Genomic DNA, 16,772 nt, shown 5'->3' with positions numbered 1-16,772 from the left:
TTAAAATTTTTAGTAGATGAGCATTATTCAACATAATCCAAGGACGCCAGGTCAAAGATTTTTGCACCTGAGTAGACGCCAGTTGCATAAAAATAGACCTGAGCGTAGACTTATTGTCAGTAAAATTCGCAGCAGTGGCAGAAATTGTTATGGCAGAATAACATCGCGCAGGCGAGGCGGCGGGCATAAAAAACTCTATAGAGTCATTGATTTTAAAAGAGATAAACTCGATGTATCTGGAACCATTTCCAGGATTGAATATGATCCCAATAGGTCAGCCGATGTTGCATTGGTGATTTATGGCGATGGAGAAAAACGCTACATTCCGTGCCCTCGTGACACTGGAATTGGCACGAAGGTGATCAGCTTAAATTCTTCAACGGATAATTTCAGTGTTGGTATGTCGTTGCCGTTGAATATGATGCCGCTTGGCATTCCTATCCATTGTATTGAATTACATCCTGGCTGTGGGGCGGTTTTAGCTCGTAGCGCCGGTACTCGGGCCACATTGGTTGCCATGGACGGTAAGTTTGCAACGGTCAAAATGCCCAGCGGTGAAATAAGATTATTGAATCCTAAATGTCGTGCGACCATAGGCGAAGTTGGTAATGGCGAACACTTTAAGCAATCTCTTGGGAAAGCTGGCAGAAATCGTTGGCTCGGACGTAGACCAAGAGTTCGTGGTGTTGCAATGAATCCAGTGGATCATCCAATGGGTGGTGGCGAAGGTCGTTCATCCGGCGGAAGACATCCAACTTCTCCCTGGGCACAATTGGCTAAGGGATTGCCCACCAGGAAAAAATCAAAACCAACCAATGCTATGATTATAGTTAGGCGAAATGGTAGAAAGGTGAAAAAAGGTTAATTGTATGGCACGTTCTTCTAAAAAAGGATTTTTTGTCGACCCTGGGCTATTGGATCGAGTGGATATTGCGGCCAGTTCGGATAGTAGGAAACCGATAAAAACTTGGTCTCGACGGTCCACTATTACACCCGATTTTGTTGGTTTAAATTTTCAAGTTCACAATGGTAAAATTTTCGTTGATGTTCACATAACAGAAAATATGGTAGGTCACAAACTCGGTGAATTCTCCCCTACTCGCACATTTAAAACACACAACCCTCACACTCAGAAATAGTTAGTTATTTTTTTGATATGGAAATAAGATCTGTAATAAAATATGCAAGAATGTCGCCGAAGAAGGTGCATACAGTTGCCCGTTCTGTAGTAGGCATGCCCGCGGAAAAAGCTTTGCAACTGCTGAAACTTATAAACAAAAAATCTGCTTATTTATTGGCGAAAACTTTGGCCAGTGCCATGGCAAATGCTGAATGCAAAAATGTAGGTTCAGCTTCGCTCTATGTCAAAGATGCCATTGCAGAACAAGGGTTTTCGCTTCACAGATCCATTCCTGCGGCCAGAGGATCGGCTCATCCAATAAGAAAACGAACCAGCCACATAAAAGTGATTCTTACTGATAATTTGAAATGAAAAGGGATAACAAGTAATTTATTAAGTAGCTATGGGACAAAAGGTTAATCCAGTTGGTTTGCGTTTATTAGTTAGGAGAAATTGGGGTTCGCATTGGTATGCGACCAAAAAAGATTTTCCAAAGCTATTACATGAAGATTTTAAAATAAGATCATTTCTTAAGGAGAAGTTAGGGCCGGCAGCTTGTTCTCAGATATCCATAGAACGGGCAGGAAATCGCGCACGGGTCAAAATATTTACATCACGGCCAGGCCTTGTGATAGGTCGAAAGGGCCAGGAGCTCGATAAATTGTGTGATGATTTGAAAACATTGACCGGCCGGGAAGCAATCGTTGATATTCAAGAAATTAAAAGACCTGACCTGGTGGCTCAATTAGTGGCAGAGAATATCGCAATTCAATTGGAGCGTCGCGTATCATTTCGGAGGGCAATGAAAAAAGCAGTTCAGACTGCCATTGGCTTGGGAGCTGATGGAATTAGGCTTCAATGTGCCGGACGTTTGGGCGGCGCTGAAATAGCTAGAACCGAATCTCAGAGAGCCGGACGTGTTCCATTGCATACTCTTAAGGAAAATATAGACTACGGTTTTTCCGAAGCCGGAACAGTTTATGGTAAGGTTGGAATTAAATGTTGGATTTGTCGTAATGACGAATTAAAGGTATAAAAATTGTAGAAAATGAGCAAATTATCACCAGCAAGAACCAAATATAGAAAGGTACAAAAAGGGAGAAACCGTGGGAAAACCAAAGGTGGCGATTCTTTGGCCTTTGGCGATTTTGGAATTCAAGCACTCGAACGATGCAGTATGACTGCGTCTCAGATAGAAGCAGCGAGGGTTTCCATATCTCGGCATTTAAAAAGAAAAGGCAAATTATGGGTCAGAGTTTTTCCACATAAACCAATAACTAAAAAGCCAGCCGAAACACGCATGGGCAAAGGAAAAGGTCCTGTTGAATATTGGGCATCCGCGGTAAAACCAGGAGTAATATTATTTGAATTGGCTGGCGTTTCATTAACATTAGCACGTGAAGCACTTAGGTTGGCTGATTGCAAATTGCCGATCCATTGTAGATTCATTAGTCGTGAAAGTTTGGAGGAATATAAATGACTGATAAAATTGATTATAGTGAGCTTTCTATTATTGATCTCAGGAAAAAATTGGAAAAAATGCATGAAGAACTGTTCCAGCTGCGATTGAAAAAATCATCGGCTCAGTTGGAAAATTCTGCTTCTATCACCAAAACAAGAAAAGAAATTGCAAAAATTGAAACTTTTTTGAGACAAAAGGCTTGCAAGTTTTGTCAAACACTAACATGTTAGGATTGTAATATGTCGGAGAGCGGTAATAATAGTAGAAAAAATGCAAGAAAGAGATTGGTCGGGGTTGTGATCGGACGTTGTGGTGACAAAACCATCAAAGTTTCCTATTCCTATAAAATTCCACATATTCTTTATAAAAAAGAAGTTAGGCGAAGGACACTTGTATATGTCCATGATCAAAACAATGAATGCTCTTTGGGCGATGAAGTTGAAATAGTAGAGACGCGACCATTAAGCAAATTGAAGCGTTGGCGATTTGTCAACACGGTAAAAAAGGCACCAGTTTTGTAATAAATATAAGAGGAGATTTATATGTTACAGCAACAGAGCATATTAGATGTAGCGGATAATACCGGAGCCAAAAAGGCAATGATGATTCGACGCCTCGGACAGAACAAAAGGACTGCTTCGGTTGGCGATGTCATTGTGGTCGCCATAAAAGATAGTATACCGGAAGCATCCGTGAAGAAAGGTACTGTGGCTAAGGCAGTTATAGTTAGAACAGCCTATCCGATAAGACGTGAAGATGGCAGCTATTTGCGCTTCGATAGCAATGCCTGCGTGATAATAGATGACAAAAACAATCCGTCTGGAACTAGAATTTTTGGGCCAGTGGCTCGAGAATTAAGACAAAAAAATTTCATGAAAATAGTGTCGCTGTCTCCGGAGGTAATATGAAATATTCAATAAAAAAAGGTGATGATGTGGTTGTTATTTCGGGCACTAATAAAGGCAAACGTGGTCGAATAATTAGTGTTTTGCGAAATTCATGTCGTGTTGTAGTGGAAGGAGTTGCATTGCGAAGACAATTCATAAAAAAGAGCCAGTCCAATCCAGAGGGTGGTGAAATTAAAATCGAGTCATCGATTCATTATTCCAATGTTATGTTGGCCTCGAAATACGATTCAAAGAGAGCAAAAGACGCTTCGTAAGGTTAATTTCTATGTTGTTGTGCTATAATAGTTATGGTTATGAAAGTTAGATCTGCATTAAAGGATTTGTATCTTAAATCGATTGCTCCTGAGCTTGAGAAGGTTCGCGGATATCGCAATCGTCATGATGTGCCAAAGCTTGAAAAAATTGTCGTAAATTCTGCAATAAACTCAAGCTGCGATAAGTCTTACATTGAAGATCTTACGAGAGATATAGGATTGATAACCTGCCAAAAACCTGTGGTGGTTGCTGCTAAGAAAAGTATTTCTAATTTCAAACTTAGAAAGGGCGTACCAAATGGCATAAAAGTTACGTTGCGTGGTGATGCCATGTACGATTTTTTCTTGAGATTTACATGTATCGCGCTTCCTATCGTCAGAGATTTTCGTGGTGTTTCAAACAAAATGGATGGCCGCGGGAATTATACCATTGGGGTAACCGATCATACCATATTTCCTGAAATTAGTGTTGACCGCGAGAAAAAAACCATAGGAATGGATATATCATTTGTCACAACGGCGAAAACCGACGATGAAGGATGGGATCTTCTCAGGATGCTGGGCATGCCCTTTAAGAAAAAAATTAATTCCTAGTAATATTATGGCGAAAATTTCAGTAATAAAAAGAAATGAAAAAAGGATGGCTCTCGTTGCAAAGTTCGCGGCGAAGAGAAAAGAATATAAAAAAATACTCAGCAATCCCGATGTAGATGATGATATGTTTTTTAAGACCTTGTACAACTTAAACAGGCTTCCAAGGAATTCATCATTGGTGCGATTGAGAAATAGATGCTGCATAACCGGAAGACCCCGTGCATTTCATGGTAGATTTGGCATCTCGAGGCTTAAATTGAGAGAATTTGCTTTGTCTGGACTGATTCCGGGATTGGTCAAGGCATCTTGGTAATTTAATTTGCAATCTGATGGATACTGTAGGAGATTTTTTAACCGCGATAAGAAATGCAAGTTCTGCTGGCAAAGAGACTTGTATTCTTTCGTACTCTAAAATGAGAGAGTCCATAGCTTCTATACTAAAAGCCAATGGTTATGTTGCCGATTATTCCAAAATTGATATCGAAAAAAATTTTCCATTGTTGAAAATTTTTATTAAATATGTCAATAATAGGCCTGCAATAGTTGAACTTACTCGTTGCAGTAAACCTGGGTGTAGAATTTATTTTGGCGCAAAATCCATACCTCCGGTCATAAGCGGACTTGGATTATCCATACTTAGCACCTCCAAAGGCATAATGTCTAATCGTGATGCTATCAGGATGAATGTGGGTGGTGAATTATTATGTAAAGTCTGGTAGGAGAATATGTTATGAGTAGAATTGGAAAATTACCCATAGAGATACCCGCTTCCGTTACGATTACCTTAGATGGAGATGTGATTAATGTTAGTGGTCCCTGTGGAAATCTCAGCAAAAAGTTCGATAAATCGGTTAAAATAAGCATTTCTGATGGAATCATTTCTGTGTCACGCAAAGATAATAATTCCCATTCGGCAGCCATGTATGGTACCGTCAGATCGATTATAAATTCGATGGTAATTGGAGTTCAAAAATGTTTTTCAAAAAATCTTGAAATAAATGGAGTTGGCTTCAAAGCAGCTGTTTCAGGCAATTTGCTGGATTTATCGTTAGGTTATTCACATCCAATACGTTACAAAATACCAGAAGGAATAAAAATTGTTGTTCAAGAAAACACAAAAATTTTGGTTGAGGGTCCAGATAAACATATGGTTGGGCAAGTGGCTTCGGATATAAAACATTTTTATCCGGTGGAACCTTATAAAGGAAAAGGGGTTAGGATTGTCGGCGAGCATGTTCGGCGAAAAGAAGGAAAAAAGGCATCTTAGAATATTTGTTTGTTTTATTTATGAATTACAAAGATAAAAAGAAATCCAGTGAAAGGCGAAGGCTTAGGATTAGGCGGCGGATTCATGGTACCGGAGATAGGCCAAGGTTATCTGTTCATTTCAGCACTAAACATGTCTATGCCCAATGCATAGATGATGATACAGGTCTGACCATTGCTGCGCTGTCCACCCTAGCATTGCCATTGAGGGACAAAAAAATTAAACCAAACGTCAATGGGGCCAGTGAATTTGGCATTGAATTCGGAAAACACGTCCTATCTTATGGCATAAAACAGGTTGTGTTTGACCGAAGTACAAAAAAATATCATGGGGTAATTGCATCATTTGCGAATGCAGCAAGGGAATCTGGATTAAGCTTTTAGGACATTATGAGTAGCGATAGAAGTTTTTCTGGAGGTGGTGCTGATTTTCGTGGAAGAAGGAGATTAAGAAATAGCGCAGCTAGCAGAGAAAAAGAGAGTTCCGAGACTCCATTTGTTGATAAGGTTGTACGCATAAACCGTTGCGCGAAAGTAGTTACAGGTGGCCGCAGATTTGGATTTTCTGCATTGGCAGTGATCGGCGATAAGGCCGGTCGCGTTGGCATTGGCGTCGGCAAAGCAAAAGAAACACCAGATGCCGTTCGCAAGGCCATTGACCAAGCTAAAAAAAATATAAGATCCTATTCCATTTGTAATTCAACCGTTCCGCATATAGCTGTTGGTGTTGCAGATGGAGGTAGAGTTTTGCTACGTCCGGCGGCACCTGGTACTGGGATTATAGCTGGCGGAGGTGTGCGTGCCGTGCTGGAAGTTCTTGGAGTGACAGATATACTCACAAAATCCATGGGATCAAATAATCCATTTGCCATGGTCAGGGCAACATTGGATGCGCTTTCGCAACTCCGTACACGAGAAGAAGTTATGGCCATACGTCATGCCGATGGCGATTGTTAATTTATTTTTGGTTAGTTATGAAATTGCATAATTTAGTTAAAATTGGGAACAGCGATCACACTCGAAGAAGAGGGCGTGGTGATAGCAGTGGAAGAGGCGGGACCAGCGGTCGAGGGCACAAGGGGGGCAAAGCGAGATCTGGTTATTCACCAGCACCTTGCTGTTGTGGAATACCTTATTATAGAAGACTGCCGAAGCGTGGGTTTAAAAATTTTCTGTTCAAAACAAATATTGCCATTGTAAATATTTCAGGACTAGCGCGGATTATTGAGGACGTGATCGATAAAGAAATATTATTCAAATATGGCCTCATAAATAAACCAGATGCTGTCGTAAAAGTGCTTGGAGCAGGGGAACTTGAAAGAAAAGTCACCGTAAAAGTTGATTTTTTTTCTGCTGCAGCGGAGAAAAAAATTCTAGCTCTCGGAGGAACTGTGGTTAGGTTAAATTCTGCTACGGGTGTTGAAAATTAAATGGGTACTATTACATGTTATTAGCGTTTATAAATTGTATCAAAATTCCAGAATTGAGGAAGAAAATAATCTTCACTTTATCTATGGTTTTTGTTGCCAGAATTGGCGCTAACATTCCGCTTCCTGGCTTAGATCCTAAACCTTTGTATGATTTTTTTCTTGCCCAACGTAGCGCTTCGGGTGGATTGGTCGGTCTCTACGATATGTTCACTGGTGGCGCTTTTTTGAAAGGAGCGATCTTTGGGCTAGGTGTTATGCCATATATAAGTGCATCCATAATTCTGCAACTTCTTACGGCTGTTGCACCTACGCTCGCCAGGATTCAAAGAGAACATGGCGGTCGTCAAAGAATAGCTCAATACACCAGATATTTAACCGTGTTAATTTGTGTAATCCAGGGCATGCTTTTAGTTCTCGCCCTGGCAAATTATCCTGAAAAATTATTCATCGGGTTTGATAAGGAGGTGTATGGCGACATAGTTGTGATGCATAGAGGCATGTTTTTTGTGACATCAACAATATTTTTGACTGCTGGCACAATGATTTTAACATGGTTCGGAGAAAGAATCACACAATTTGGTATAGGAAATGGTGTCTCGATATTGATAACCGTTGGTATTTTATCTTCCTTGCCAAAGGCCATATCTCGTTTATTTGAAATGCTTTACAGTCCACTTGGCACCGAAGGCTCTCTTTTGGGATTCCCTCAGCTGGTTATGATGACGATTTTACTCCTTATGGTGGTGAGCAGTATGGTGGCCGTTACCCAAGCCGTAAGAAAAATTCCAATACAATATGCAAAACAAGTAATTGGTAGGAAAGTTATTGGTGGACAAGCGTCGGTTTTGCCATTGAAAGTTAACTATGCTGGAGTTATGCCAGTAATATTCGCGAGCACAATACTAATGTTTCCACAGCAAGTACTTGCCTACATCGGCGGTGCCACAGGAATTTCATTTTTCCAAAAACTGGCCTATATTCTGTCCCATGGTTCCTATGTATATTATACCATATACGGCACATTGATATTGGCTTTCAGCTACTTCTGGGTCTCGATAATGTTTAAACCAACCCAAGTAGCCGATGATTTAAAGAGAAATAGTGGCTATATTCCAGGAATTCGCCCTGGGCCAGCAACGGCAGAATTTTTGGATTTTGTGATGACGCGGCTTACTTTGGCAGGCGCTATCTTCTTGACCATAATAGCTTTACTACCGGATCTATTGTATTTCTCCTTTGGTATCCCCTACTCGATCGCCATGTTTTTTGGCGGAACCGGAACATTGATTTCTGTTGGCGTCATATTGGAAACGATGAAACAAATGGAGGTACATTTAATAGAAAGAAACTATGATGGATTTTGGGCGAAAGGAAAGATCAAGACGAGAGCGTTGCCATCCGGCGGAGAACAGGGCACATTCCGGGATGTAACTGATTTTGCTTCAAGGACTAAAAAATTTTGGATAGCCATCGGCGTATTACTCCTTGCAGGTCTCGTATCACTCTTTCTTAGAAAGGGATAGGAGTGTTATCCATGATAAATATAAAAACTAAATCTGATATACTGAAAATGAGAAAAGCTGGACAAGTTGCAGCAGAAATTTTAGATGAGGTGGTTTCTCAGGTAAAAATTGGCATTTCGACAGCAGAACTCAACGAATTAACCTGTAAATCCATGAAAAAACACAAGGCAATCAGCACCACCTATCATTACAAAAATGGCAATAAAGAGTTTCCAGGTTATGCCTGTTTTTCCATAAATGACGTGGTTGTGCATGGAATTCCATCGGATGAGATTATTTTAAAAGATGGTGACGTGATAAGTATCGATATTGCAACATCTTATGACGGATTTGTTGGAGATAATACACAGACTGTACTGGTGGGTAATGTCGATAAAAAAGCCAAAGATTTAGTAAATGCAACGAAATTGGCCCTTCAAGCAGGCATAGACGCTGCGGTTTCCGGCAATCACATTGGCGATATTTCCTATGCAATTCAATGTTGCGCTGACATACATGGCCATGGTATCGTCAAAGAACTCGTTGGCCATGGCGTTGGTAGAGAAATGCATGAAGAACCGCAGGTCCCTAACTATGGAAAGCCAAACATCGGTCCAATGCTGAGAGAAGGCATGACCATCGCCATAGAGCCGATGCTCACTCTTGGTCAACCACATATATTTACGGCCGATGATGGTTGGACAATAAAAACTGTCGATGGATCTGTGGCTGCTCACTGGGAACATACAATTTTAATCACAAATAATGAACCAGAGATCTTGACTTTAGTAAAAAAATGATTTTTAGAAATAAAAGTGTAGAGAATTGGTTCATGAGAAAGTAAAATTATGCCGCGTTTATTAGGAATAGATATACCCAATAATAAAAAACTTCCCTTTGCCCTGCGCTATATATATGGCATCGGGCCGACTAGGGCGGATTTGATCGTCGAGCAAACTGGCCTTAATCCGAATATGCGTTCTGGCGAATTGAGCGAAGAAGATATTAATAAAATATCGTCGGCCATCGTCGAAAATGGTTGGAAAATTGAAGGTGATTTGCGAAGGGAGATTGTCGCAAATCTTAAACGACTGCAAGCAATTAAGTGCTATCGAGGGTTGCGACATTACCGCGGACTTCCGGTGCGCGGCCAAAGAACATCGACCAATGCAAGGACAAGAAAAGGGTCGAGAAAAACGATTGGTGTTGTGCGTAATAAAAAGTAGGTTTATAATATGAGCGATGAAATAGAAAAAAAGGATGACCAAACGGTTGATGTGGACTCAAAATCAGATGAGTCTATTTCGACCATTCTTGGTGGCAATGCAGGTGAAGTTAAGGTTCGCCGCGCAAAAAATAGCAGAAATATCACCAAAGGACTCTGCCGCATATTAGCCACATTCAATAATACTAAAGTTTGTTTTTCGGACATTAATGGCAATGTAATATCTTGGTCAAGTTCCGGAAAATGCAATTTCAAAGGTTCAAGGAAATCCACTCCCTATGCGGCACAGATTGTAACCCAGGATGCTGGTAAAGTTGCTATATCGCACGGATTTAAAGAAGTTGATGTGAAAGTTAAAGGACCAGGCATGGGGCGAGATTCGGCCATAAGAACATTACAATCCCTTGGATTGGTTGTGGGCAATATTCTTGATAATACGCCGGTCCCTCATAATGGTTGTCGTCCGCCGAAGCGCAGACGCGTGTAATTAAGTGCAATGGAAAGAAGTAGTTATGTCTCGTTATACTGGTCCTAAAGCAAGAATAAATAGGCGTTTCAATCAGGAAATATTTCCTGCATGTAGAGCCGTTGAACGTAAACCGTATTTGCCTGGTATGCATGGGCCGCGGTTACGCCGTAAAATGTCCGAGTACTCTCTTGGCTTGAATGAAAAACAAAAATTGCGATTCATGTACGGATTAACAGAAAAGCAGTTTAGGCTTTTTTTCAATATGGCCAAAGGGTTGCCTGGCATCACAAGTGAATGCTTCATGCGCTTGCTAGAGATGAGGTTAGATAGTATTGTTTATCTATTAGGTTTAGCCAAAACTAGACGAGCTGCACGACAATTCGTATCCCATCGTCATATTACTGTTAATGGAAAATGCGTTGATATTGCCAGCTATATATGCAAGACAGGAGATGCTGTTGGTGTCAGAAATTCATCACCATCAAAAAGATATGCGACTCAAAGTCTTATTGATTCCACCTATAGAATGATACCAGCATGGTTATCTCAGGATAGAACTATGCTCAATGGAAAAGTTGAGCGCGATCCATCACCGGAAGAGTTAGATAAAAAAATAAATGGCCAGTTAATAGTTGAGTTTTATAGTAGATAGTTTTTATTTTTTACATTTATGATTAAGCGTTTAGGAAAATTTGAATTACCGAAAAAATTGGACAAAATTGATGACACGGCCACTGATACCTACTCCATGTATGTGGCTGAGCCATTCGAGTCTGGTTACGGCCACAGTATAGGTAACTCTTTGAGGCGGATACTCTTAAGCTCCATTGAAGGCACTGCCATTTCTTCGATAAGAATAGATGGCGTTCGGCATGAATATCAGAGCATACCTGGCGTGGTGGAAGATGTGATCGATATCGTGCTTAATTTGAAGAAAGTACTGCTCAAAAGCACGACAACTAATCCTGCACCGCTATATATAAATGTTGACAAAGAAGGGCCTGTGTTAGCATCAGACATAGTTTGTCCTCCAGAGGTTGTGGTTATAAATCTCGATCAGATCATATGTACGATTAATGATAAGCGCAAGCTGCATATGAACATAGAGGTCAAAACTGGGCGAGGTTATTCCATTGCCGATGACAATAAAAAACAAGACCAGGACATTGGCATCATTCCGATTGATTCACTTTTTAGTCCAGTAAAGCTGGCGAAATATTCGGTTGAAGACACTCGGGTTGGACACATGACTGATTTTGATAAACTAGTTTTAGAGATTTGGACCGATGGAAGAATTTCGCCGGATGAAGCTCTAAAAGATTCCGTTGCCATAATGAAGCAACACTTGGATGTTTTCGACACGATAACTGATGACATAATAGAGTTTAATGTGGTGACCAAAGAAACGACCGAAGAGCAAAATAAATTACGCATACTTTTGAACATGAGTGTCAACGAAATAGAATTATCGGTTCGAGCAGCAAATTGCCTGAATAATGCAAACATTACCTGTGTTGGCGAGTTGGCTCTAAAAAGCGAAGCCGAAATGTTGCGCTACAGGAACTTCGGAAAAAAATCTCTCAATGAGATTAAGAATAAATTGGAAGAATTAGGCCTATCTCTCGGAATGAAAATTGACGAAAGGTTACTTGATCATCCACTCAGATATTAATGTAAAATAGGAGGCTTAAATGCGTCATGGTAAACATAAGTACTTATTAGGAAGAAAGAAAGAACACAGAAAAGCTCTTATGGCAAATTTGGCTAGCGCTTTTTTCACCCATGGAAAAATAACGACAACCCTGGCTAAAGCTAAGGCGTTGCGTCCCTTTGCAGAAAAAATAATAACATTGGCGAAACATGCTAATGTAGCTTCAGATCAAGCGGTTAAGTTACACTTACGCAGACTAGCCATATCCCGCGTGCGCGACACCAATGCCATAGGTAGATTGTTTGACGAAAAGGTTAATGAGTTTTTGAATAGAAACGGCGGATATACAAGGATCTATAAACTATTGCCTCGTCGAGGAGATGATGCCAAAATGGCTATAATAGAACAGGTAAATGCGGCCGATCGCGGCTATAAAAAACAAAGTTCAAGGCGACGCAAACGTTCGTCCACTGACAAATTTTCCGAAAAAAAGGAAGGAACGGAGGCATTGGCCGGCACACCAAAGGAAGATGAGATCAAAAACACTGTTGATGATGACACTGATGTAGCAACGGCAATGCAAACCAATTCCTAAAAATGGTCGTATGTTATATAGTCGTTTTTTTTATAGCTGTTTTGGTTTTTGCCCTATTTTTTTATTGGGCGATTTCCGATATCTGTAATCCAACCATAAGTAAATCAAAGCGTCATGTTGTTCGTTGCATAGCTTGTGGTTTGATTTTTTCTTCCTCGCTCAAAACGACCAAATGTTTGGCCTGCGGAGATGTGTGTATTAGATTGATGTTTTGACCACCCTATTCCTTGGCTTTTGTTGAAGTTACGTTTCGCTATGATCTGCTAGTCGCCAGAAGTTTTATTTCCAGGGCCATGAATTTCCAGGGCCATGACCTAGGTTATTGTTGAAAATATTTTGGCCTCAATTGCGTTAAGTTGTTGGATCTGTTAGTTTTATGCTTTACTATCCGTTCATATTTGCCTAGAGTTTAATCATGATTGTTGGGATTTTAACTGCTGGTGGGCTTGCCCCATGTTTGTCAGCCACTGTCGGGAATTTAATAAAAAAATACACTGAAATTGCTCCGGATGCTGAAATTGTCCTGTATAAAAATGGGTATAAAGGCCTTCTTCTTGGTGATAAGATAGTTGTGACTCAAGCTATTCGCGAAAATGCCGAAATATTGATCGGCCATGGAGGCAGCGCTCTTGGAAATAGCCGAGTTAAATTAACAAATATAGATGATTGTCTAAAAAGAGGTTATGTGTCAACTGGTCAAAACCCACAACAGGTTGCCGCACAGCAACTAGTTGCAGATAAAATAGATATATTGCACACCCTTGGTGGAGACGACACAAACACTGCAGCTGCGGATCTATCGGAATTTTTGAAAAAAAATGGTTATTCTTTGACAGTAATAGGGTTACCAAAAACCATAGACAATGATGTCTACCCAATTTCTCAAAGTCTAGGTGCGTTAACCGCCGCCGAGCAAGGCGCAAAATTTTTTGCAAACGTGGTCTACGAATGTACCGCAAGTCCAAGAATATTAATAGTTCACGAAGTCATGGGACGCCACTGCGGATGGCTTGCTGCCAAAACCGCCGACCTCTACAGGCAATCGCTTAAAGCTAAAAAATTTGTGCCAGAGGCAGGATTATCCATCAAGAAGCTAGATATTCATGGCATTTATCTACCTGAATTTCAAGTAGATATAGAAAAAGAAGCTGCAAGACTTCGCAGGATTATGGACGAAATAGATAGCGCAAATATATTTCTAAGTGAAGGTGCTTGCCTCGAAACCATCATCGAAGCACTTGAAAAATCTGGTACCAGTGTGATAAGAGATGCCTTTGGGCACGTTAAGCTCGATCAAGTCAATCCAGGCCAATGGCTTGCATCAGAATTTTCGAAACTTATAGGCGCTGAAAAAACCGTCGTTCAAAAAAGTGGCTACTTCGCTCGGTCAGCACCAGCAAACCCAAGGGATCTGTCGATAATCTCTGATAGTGTTGATGTTGCAATACGATGCGCCATCGAGCGCAAATCAGGTGTCGTCGGATTTGATGAACAAAATGGCAATGAATTACGCTGCATAGAATTTTCACGAATCAAAGGTGGAAAGCCATTCGATGTTACCAATCAATGGTTTATGGATATGCTACACGAAATCGGCCAGGAAATATAAACTTACTCTACCCCAAATCTAATAATCTATTTTTCTTGTTTAGCTTCAAATAAATAATAGTATTACTAATCTAGCTATGGGGATGGATGTGTTGATGACTAAGGACATAGAAAGTAACGTCCTTTCTTTCAATGAGTTATACGCAAAACAAAGGGAATGGCAAATTTTCTGTGGAGGGAATGTCTTTTCCTTTGGACTAACTACACCCACCGAGGTGGCCAGTGAATGCGTCCGGCTTGATCTGTCCATAGGCATGGAGGACCTGGGTATATCGTTCTGTAACTTTCCTCAGTTGTTTATGTTATCAAACGGCTTTAGTAATGAAGTTGACCTTAATTCCCTTTCCGAAGAAATCCATCTCTTGGTCATCGAAGCTGCTGTCAGCGAAATCTTGAACAAAGCCGAATCATTTTTCAGGTACCATATCACTTTATCAAAGGTTTCGAAGGTGCATCATCCGGCGGTGACACCAGATGAGATCTGTATGTACTTCAAAACCAATGATGATTCGTTCGCAACAAATCTCTATATTTCCGGTACGCCAGGGATAATGAGTTTTATTCGAAAGAAGATCATGGAAACCATGCCGAAAAAAATACATAAACTAAATTCGGTGCCATTGGAGTATTCCATCGAAGTGGGCCGAACATACTTAACAAACGAGGAATATTCGAGCATTAATCAGAACGATATAATTTTTATAGAAATTAATCACCTAAACTCCGGCCAAGCTATTCCGATCAAAGGCCTTGGGATTACAGCTACCATAGCCGACGGAAAGGTAATAGCCAACAGAAAACCTATTTTCTAGGAACACGATACCATGGATGAGCAAAACCAAATAGAAGAAACCGAGGAAGATGATATCGAGTACATAGATACCACTACCATAGATGATCTCGTCAACGAAGCTTTCCAGGCTAATCCCGAAGAAAACCCAGCGCCAGAAACACCATTGCCTCCGTCGGAACAATCCGTGAAACTTGACGAAGCTGTGGATGATGAGCCACAAACATCCGCTTCTGCCCCAATTATTAGTAACCTACCAGAGTTGTCTGAAAAAAAAAAACATAAATCTGCAAATACTATGGAAAACCAAAACCAGCCTAAGAATCCGCCTTCCGATGCCACGCAAGTGCCTAGCCCGGAAGACCCTGGCCAATCTCAAACCTCCGAAGCCGAGCACGGAGCCAATTCCAATCCGCCTTCCGATGCCACGCAAGTGCCTAGCCCGGAAGACTCTGGCCAATCTCAAACCTCCGAAGCAATTCAATCAATACCAGGCCAAAATCCATCAGCGTCTTCTTTGGAAGAAATCGAACAAAATATTGAGAAAATTAAAAGCCAAAACGATACCAGCCTGACGGAAATCATGCCCGAAACCGTAGCTAAACCAGACCATGCTGTCGCCCCTTCCATTGATGACGAAAATAGACAAACCAAACATGTGAATCCGAGCGACACAGAACTATCTACATTAGAAGAAGTTCAAGAATATCATGGAAAAAAACCAAAGCATCAGGTAACCCTAACCTTTGAAATCTTTGACCAAAAAATACCGATCAGTGAATTGGAAACCATCGACAAAGGCTACGTTTTTTCCTGTGACAATCCAGCGGAAAGCCCGGTTACCATCTGTGCCAATGGCACCCCTATCGGCAGCGGCGAACTGGTGAATGTTAGTGGAAAAACCGGTGTTAGAATATTAGAAATTTTTGACAAATGAACAGCATCACCTTCGATCCAACCACCGTAGCCATCATATTGACAACACTGACCATGGCACCATTCGTGTTGCTATTGATCTCGTCCTTTGTCAAAATAGTCGTGGTACTAACCCTCATCCGAAATGCACTTGGCGTACAGCAAGTACCTCCAAATATGGTACTTAATGGCATCGCCATAATGTTGACAATTTACATAATGTATCCGGTCATTCAGGATACCTTCGAGCTGACCAAAACCATGGAATTCAATATGAACAACCTGGCAGCGCTAAAGGACCCTCTGACAAAGGCTTGCGGACCATTAAAAAAGTTCTTGAAAAGACATACAAAATCCAGAGGTCGAGCATTTTTTCTCAATACAGCTAAAGAAATTTGGCCTAAGGAAATGCAAAGTGGACTGGAAGAAGGCAATCTAATCGTCCTAATCCCAGCCTTTGTGGTCTCAGAACTCACCGACGCCTTCCAAATTGGTTTTCTTCTCTATTTGCCGTTCATTGCCATAGACATGATTGTCTCTAACATCCTGTTGGCCATGGGTATGATGATGGTCTCGCCGATGACAATTTCTCTGCCATTCAAATTGATGCTGTTCGTACTGGTCGATGGATGGACAAAAATGATCGAAGGCATCGTGAAAACCTACAGATAAAAACGAAGATCAATATTTTTTTGTAAAAATATTATTAAAATTATTCAAAAATAGATTGTAGCTTTCTAACCCAATATCACACAATTTGACCTAAAAATAAAAAACATCAAACAAAACTTAATCCACTTATTCACGGTGACCTGTGAATAACCTGTGAATAACCTGTGAATAACTTTGACTTATTCACATTTGTTCACACACTATTCACATAGTTATTAACATAGTTATTAACAAAAACTTTCCTTTAAACCCCGCTAATATACTCATAAATTCACACTTATTAACATATTCACAGCCCCTACTACTACTAC

27 protein-coding genes are annotated in these 16,772 nt (G+C 40.7%); all 27 read left to right on the top strand.

Annotated elements, in window-relative coordinates:
* The first annotated feature begins 16 nt into the window (after window positions 1–16).
* Entirely contained in the window at window positions 17–865 is an 849-nt protein-coding gene (gene rplB / locus LBH49_00135; protein MDR0351054.1) for a 50S ribosomal protein L2, read from the top strand.
* A 4-nt stretch (window positions 866–869) separates the two neighbouring features.
* Window positions 870–1,139, top strand: a complete 270-nt coding sequence (gene rpsS / locus LBH49_00130; protein ID MDR0351053.1) for a 30S ribosomal protein S19 — start codon at window positions 870–872, stop codon at window positions 1,137–1,139.
* A 17-nt stretch (window positions 1,140–1,156) separates the two neighbouring features.
* Window positions 1,157–1,492 (top strand): 50S ribosomal protein L22, encoded by a 336-nt coding sequence (gene rplV / locus LBH49_00125; GenBank protein ID MDR0351052.1) that lies wholly within the window; start codon window positions 1,157–1,159, stop codon window positions 1,490–1,492.
* 31 nt (window positions 1,493–1,523) lie between these two features.
* Window positions 1,524–2,156 (top strand): 30S ribosomal protein S3, encoded by a 633-nt coding sequence (rpsC, locus tag LBH49_00120; GenBank protein MDR0351051.1) that lies wholly within the window; start codon window positions 1,524–1,526, stop codon window positions 2,154–2,156.
* A 12-nt stretch (window positions 2,157–2,168) separates the two neighbouring features.
* Window positions 2,169–2,600 (top strand): 50S ribosomal protein L16, encoded by a 432-nt coding sequence (gene rplP / locus LBH49_00115; GenBank protein ID MDR0351050.1) that lies wholly within the window; start codon window positions 2,169–2,171, stop codon window positions 2,598–2,600.
* Window positions 2,597–2,812 carry a 50S ribosomal protein L29 gene (gene rpmC, locus LBH49_00110; GenBank protein ID MDR0351049.1) on the top strand — a complete coding sequence of 72 codons (216 nt, stop codon included), beginning with the start codon at window positions 2,597–2,599 and terminating at the stop codon, window positions 2,810–2,812. The genes rplP and rpmC overlap by 4 nt, the downstream gene beginning before the upstream one ends.
* 9 nt (window positions 2,813–2,821) lie before the next feature.
* On the top strand, window positions 2,822–3,103 hold the full coding sequence (gene rpsQ / locus LBH49_00105; protein MDR0351048.1) for a 30S ribosomal protein S17: 282 nt from the start codon (window positions 2,822–2,824) through the stop codon (window positions 3,101–3,103).
* A 21-nt stretch (window positions 3,104–3,124) separates the two neighbouring features.
* A complete protein-coding gene (gene rplN / locus LBH49_00100; protein ID MDR0351047.1) occupies window positions 3,125–3,490 on the top strand; it encodes a 50S ribosomal protein L14 in 366 nt (121 codons plus the stop codon).
* Window positions 3,487–3,744, top strand: a complete 258-nt coding sequence (gene rplX, locus LBH49_00095) for a 50S ribosomal protein L24 (protein MDR0351046.1) — start codon at window positions 3,487–3,489, stop codon at window positions 3,742–3,744. The genes rplN and rplX overlap by 4 nt, the downstream gene beginning before the upstream one ends.
* Window positions 3,745–3,783: 39 nt before the next feature.
* Complete coding sequence (rplE, locus tag LBH49_00090) at window positions 3,784–4,338, top strand: 50S ribosomal protein L5 (protein MDR0351045.1); 555 nt, start codon at window positions 3,784–3,786, stop codon at window positions 4,336–4,338.
* A 7-nt stretch (window positions 4,339–4,345) separates the two neighbouring features.
* Entirely contained in the window at window positions 4,346–4,651 is a 306-nt protein-coding gene (gene rpsN / locus LBH49_00085) for a 30S ribosomal protein S14 (GenBank protein MDR0351044.1), read from the top strand.
* A gap of 16 nt (window positions 4,652–4,667) precedes the next feature.
* On the top strand, window positions 4,668–5,057 hold the full coding sequence (rpsH, locus tag LBH49_00080) for a 30S ribosomal protein S8 (GenBank protein ID MDR0351043.1): 390 nt from the start codon (window positions 4,668–4,670) through the stop codon (window positions 5,055–5,057).
* An 11-nt stretch (window positions 5,058–5,068) separates the two neighbouring features.
* Window positions 5,069–5,605 (top strand): 50S ribosomal protein L6, encoded by a 537-nt coding sequence (gene rplF / locus LBH49_00075; protein ID MDR0351042.1) that lies wholly within the window; start codon window positions 5,069–5,071, stop codon window positions 5,603–5,605.
* Between the two features lie 20 nt (window positions 5,606–5,625).
* Window positions 5,626–5,988 (top strand): 50S ribosomal protein L18, encoded by a 363-nt coding sequence (rplR, locus tag LBH49_00070; protein MDR0351041.1) that lies wholly within the window; start codon window positions 5,626–5,628, stop codon window positions 5,986–5,988.
* 6 nt (window positions 5,989–5,994) lie between these two features.
* Window positions 5,995–6,561: a 30S ribosomal protein S5 gene (rpsE, locus tag LBH49_00065; GenBank protein ID MDR0351040.1), complete on the top strand. Its 567-nt coding sequence runs from the start codon at window positions 5,995–5,997 to the stop codon at window positions 6,559–6,561.
* A 17-nt stretch (window positions 6,562–6,578) separates the two neighbouring features.
* On the top strand, window positions 6,579–7,034 hold the full coding sequence (gene rplO / locus LBH49_00060) for a 50S ribosomal protein L15 (GenBank protein MDR0351039.1): 456 nt from the start codon (window positions 6,579–6,581) through the stop codon (window positions 7,032–7,034).
* A gap of 14 nt (window positions 7,035–7,048) precedes the next feature.
* Complete coding sequence (secY, locus tag LBH49_00055) at window positions 7,049–8,557, top strand: preprotein translocase subunit SecY (GenBank protein ID MDR0351038.1); 1,509 nt, start codon at window positions 7,049–7,051, stop codon at window positions 8,555–8,557.
* An 11-nt stretch (window positions 8,558–8,568) separates the two neighbouring features.
* A complete protein-coding gene (map, locus tag LBH49_00050; GenBank protein MDR0351037.1) occupies window positions 8,569–9,336 on the top strand; it encodes a type I methionyl aminopeptidase in 768 nt (255 codons plus the stop codon).
* Between the two features lie 48 nt (window positions 9,337–9,384).
* Window positions 9,385–9,762 (top strand): 30S ribosomal protein S13, encoded by a 378-nt coding sequence (gene rpsM / locus LBH49_00045; protein MDR0351036.1) that lies wholly within the window; start codon window positions 9,385–9,387, stop codon window positions 9,760–9,762.
* A 9-nt stretch (window positions 9,763–9,771) separates the two neighbouring features.
* On the top strand, window positions 9,772–10,248 hold the full coding sequence (gene rpsK / locus LBH49_00040; protein ID MDR0351035.1) for a 30S ribosomal protein S11: 477 nt from the start codon (window positions 9,772–9,774) through the stop codon (window positions 10,246–10,248).
* A gap of 25 nt (window positions 10,249–10,273) precedes the next feature.
* Window positions 10,274–10,882, top strand: coding sequence for a 30S ribosomal protein S4 (rpsD, locus tag LBH49_00035; protein MDR0351034.1), 609 nt, complete (start codon window positions 10,274–10,276; stop codon window positions 10,880–10,882).
* Between the two features lie 18 nt (window positions 10,883–10,900).
* On the top strand, window positions 10,901–11,902 hold the full coding sequence (locus LBH49_00030; GenBank protein MDR0351033.1) for a DNA-directed RNA polymerase subunit alpha: 1,002 nt from the start codon (window positions 10,901–10,903) through the stop codon (window positions 11,900–11,902).
* A 19-nt stretch (window positions 11,903–11,921) separates the two neighbouring features.
* Window positions 11,922–12,476 carry a 50S ribosomal protein L17 gene (rplQ, locus tag LBH49_00025; GenBank protein ID MDR0351032.1) on the top strand — a complete coding sequence of 185 codons (555 nt, stop codon included), beginning with the start codon at window positions 11,922–11,924 and terminating at the stop codon, window positions 12,474–12,476.
* Window positions 12,477–12,891: 415 nt separating this feature from the next.
* The gene (locus LBH49_00020; GenBank protein MDR0351031.1) at window positions 12,892–14,085 is read left to right on the top strand and encodes a pyrophosphate--fructose-6-phosphate 1-phosphotransferase; all 1,194 of its coding nucleotides are present in this window, start codon (window positions 12,892–12,894) and stop codon (window positions 14,083–14,085) included.
* Window positions 14,086–14,167: 82 nt separating this feature from the next.
* Window positions 14,168–14,896, top strand: coding sequence for a hypothetical protein (locus LBH49_00015; protein MDR0351030.1), 729 nt, complete (start codon window positions 14,168–14,170; stop codon window positions 14,894–14,896).
* Window positions 14,897–14,908: 12 nt separating this feature from the next.
* Window positions 14,909–15,811 carry a FliM/FliN family flagellar motor switch protein gene (locus tag LBH49_00010; protein MDR0351029.1) on the top strand — a complete coding sequence of 301 codons (903 nt, stop codon included), beginning with the start codon at window positions 14,909–14,911 and terminating at the stop codon, window positions 15,809–15,811.
* Entirely contained in the window at window positions 15,808–16,461 is a 654-nt protein-coding gene (sctR, locus tag LBH49_00005; GenBank protein ID MDR0351028.1) for a type III secretion system export apparatus subunit SctR, read from the top strand. The genes LBH49_00010 and sctR overlap by 4 nt, the downstream gene beginning before the upstream one ends.
* The last annotated feature ends 311 nt before the right edge of the window (window positions 16,462–16,772 follow it).

Source organism: Puniceicoccales bacterium, assembly GCA_031255005.1.
Classification (GTDB): Bacteria; Verrucomicrobiota; Verrucomicrobiia; order Opitutales; family LL51; genus JAIRTH01.
This window is presented reverse-complemented; position numbering and strand designations above follow the sequence as displayed.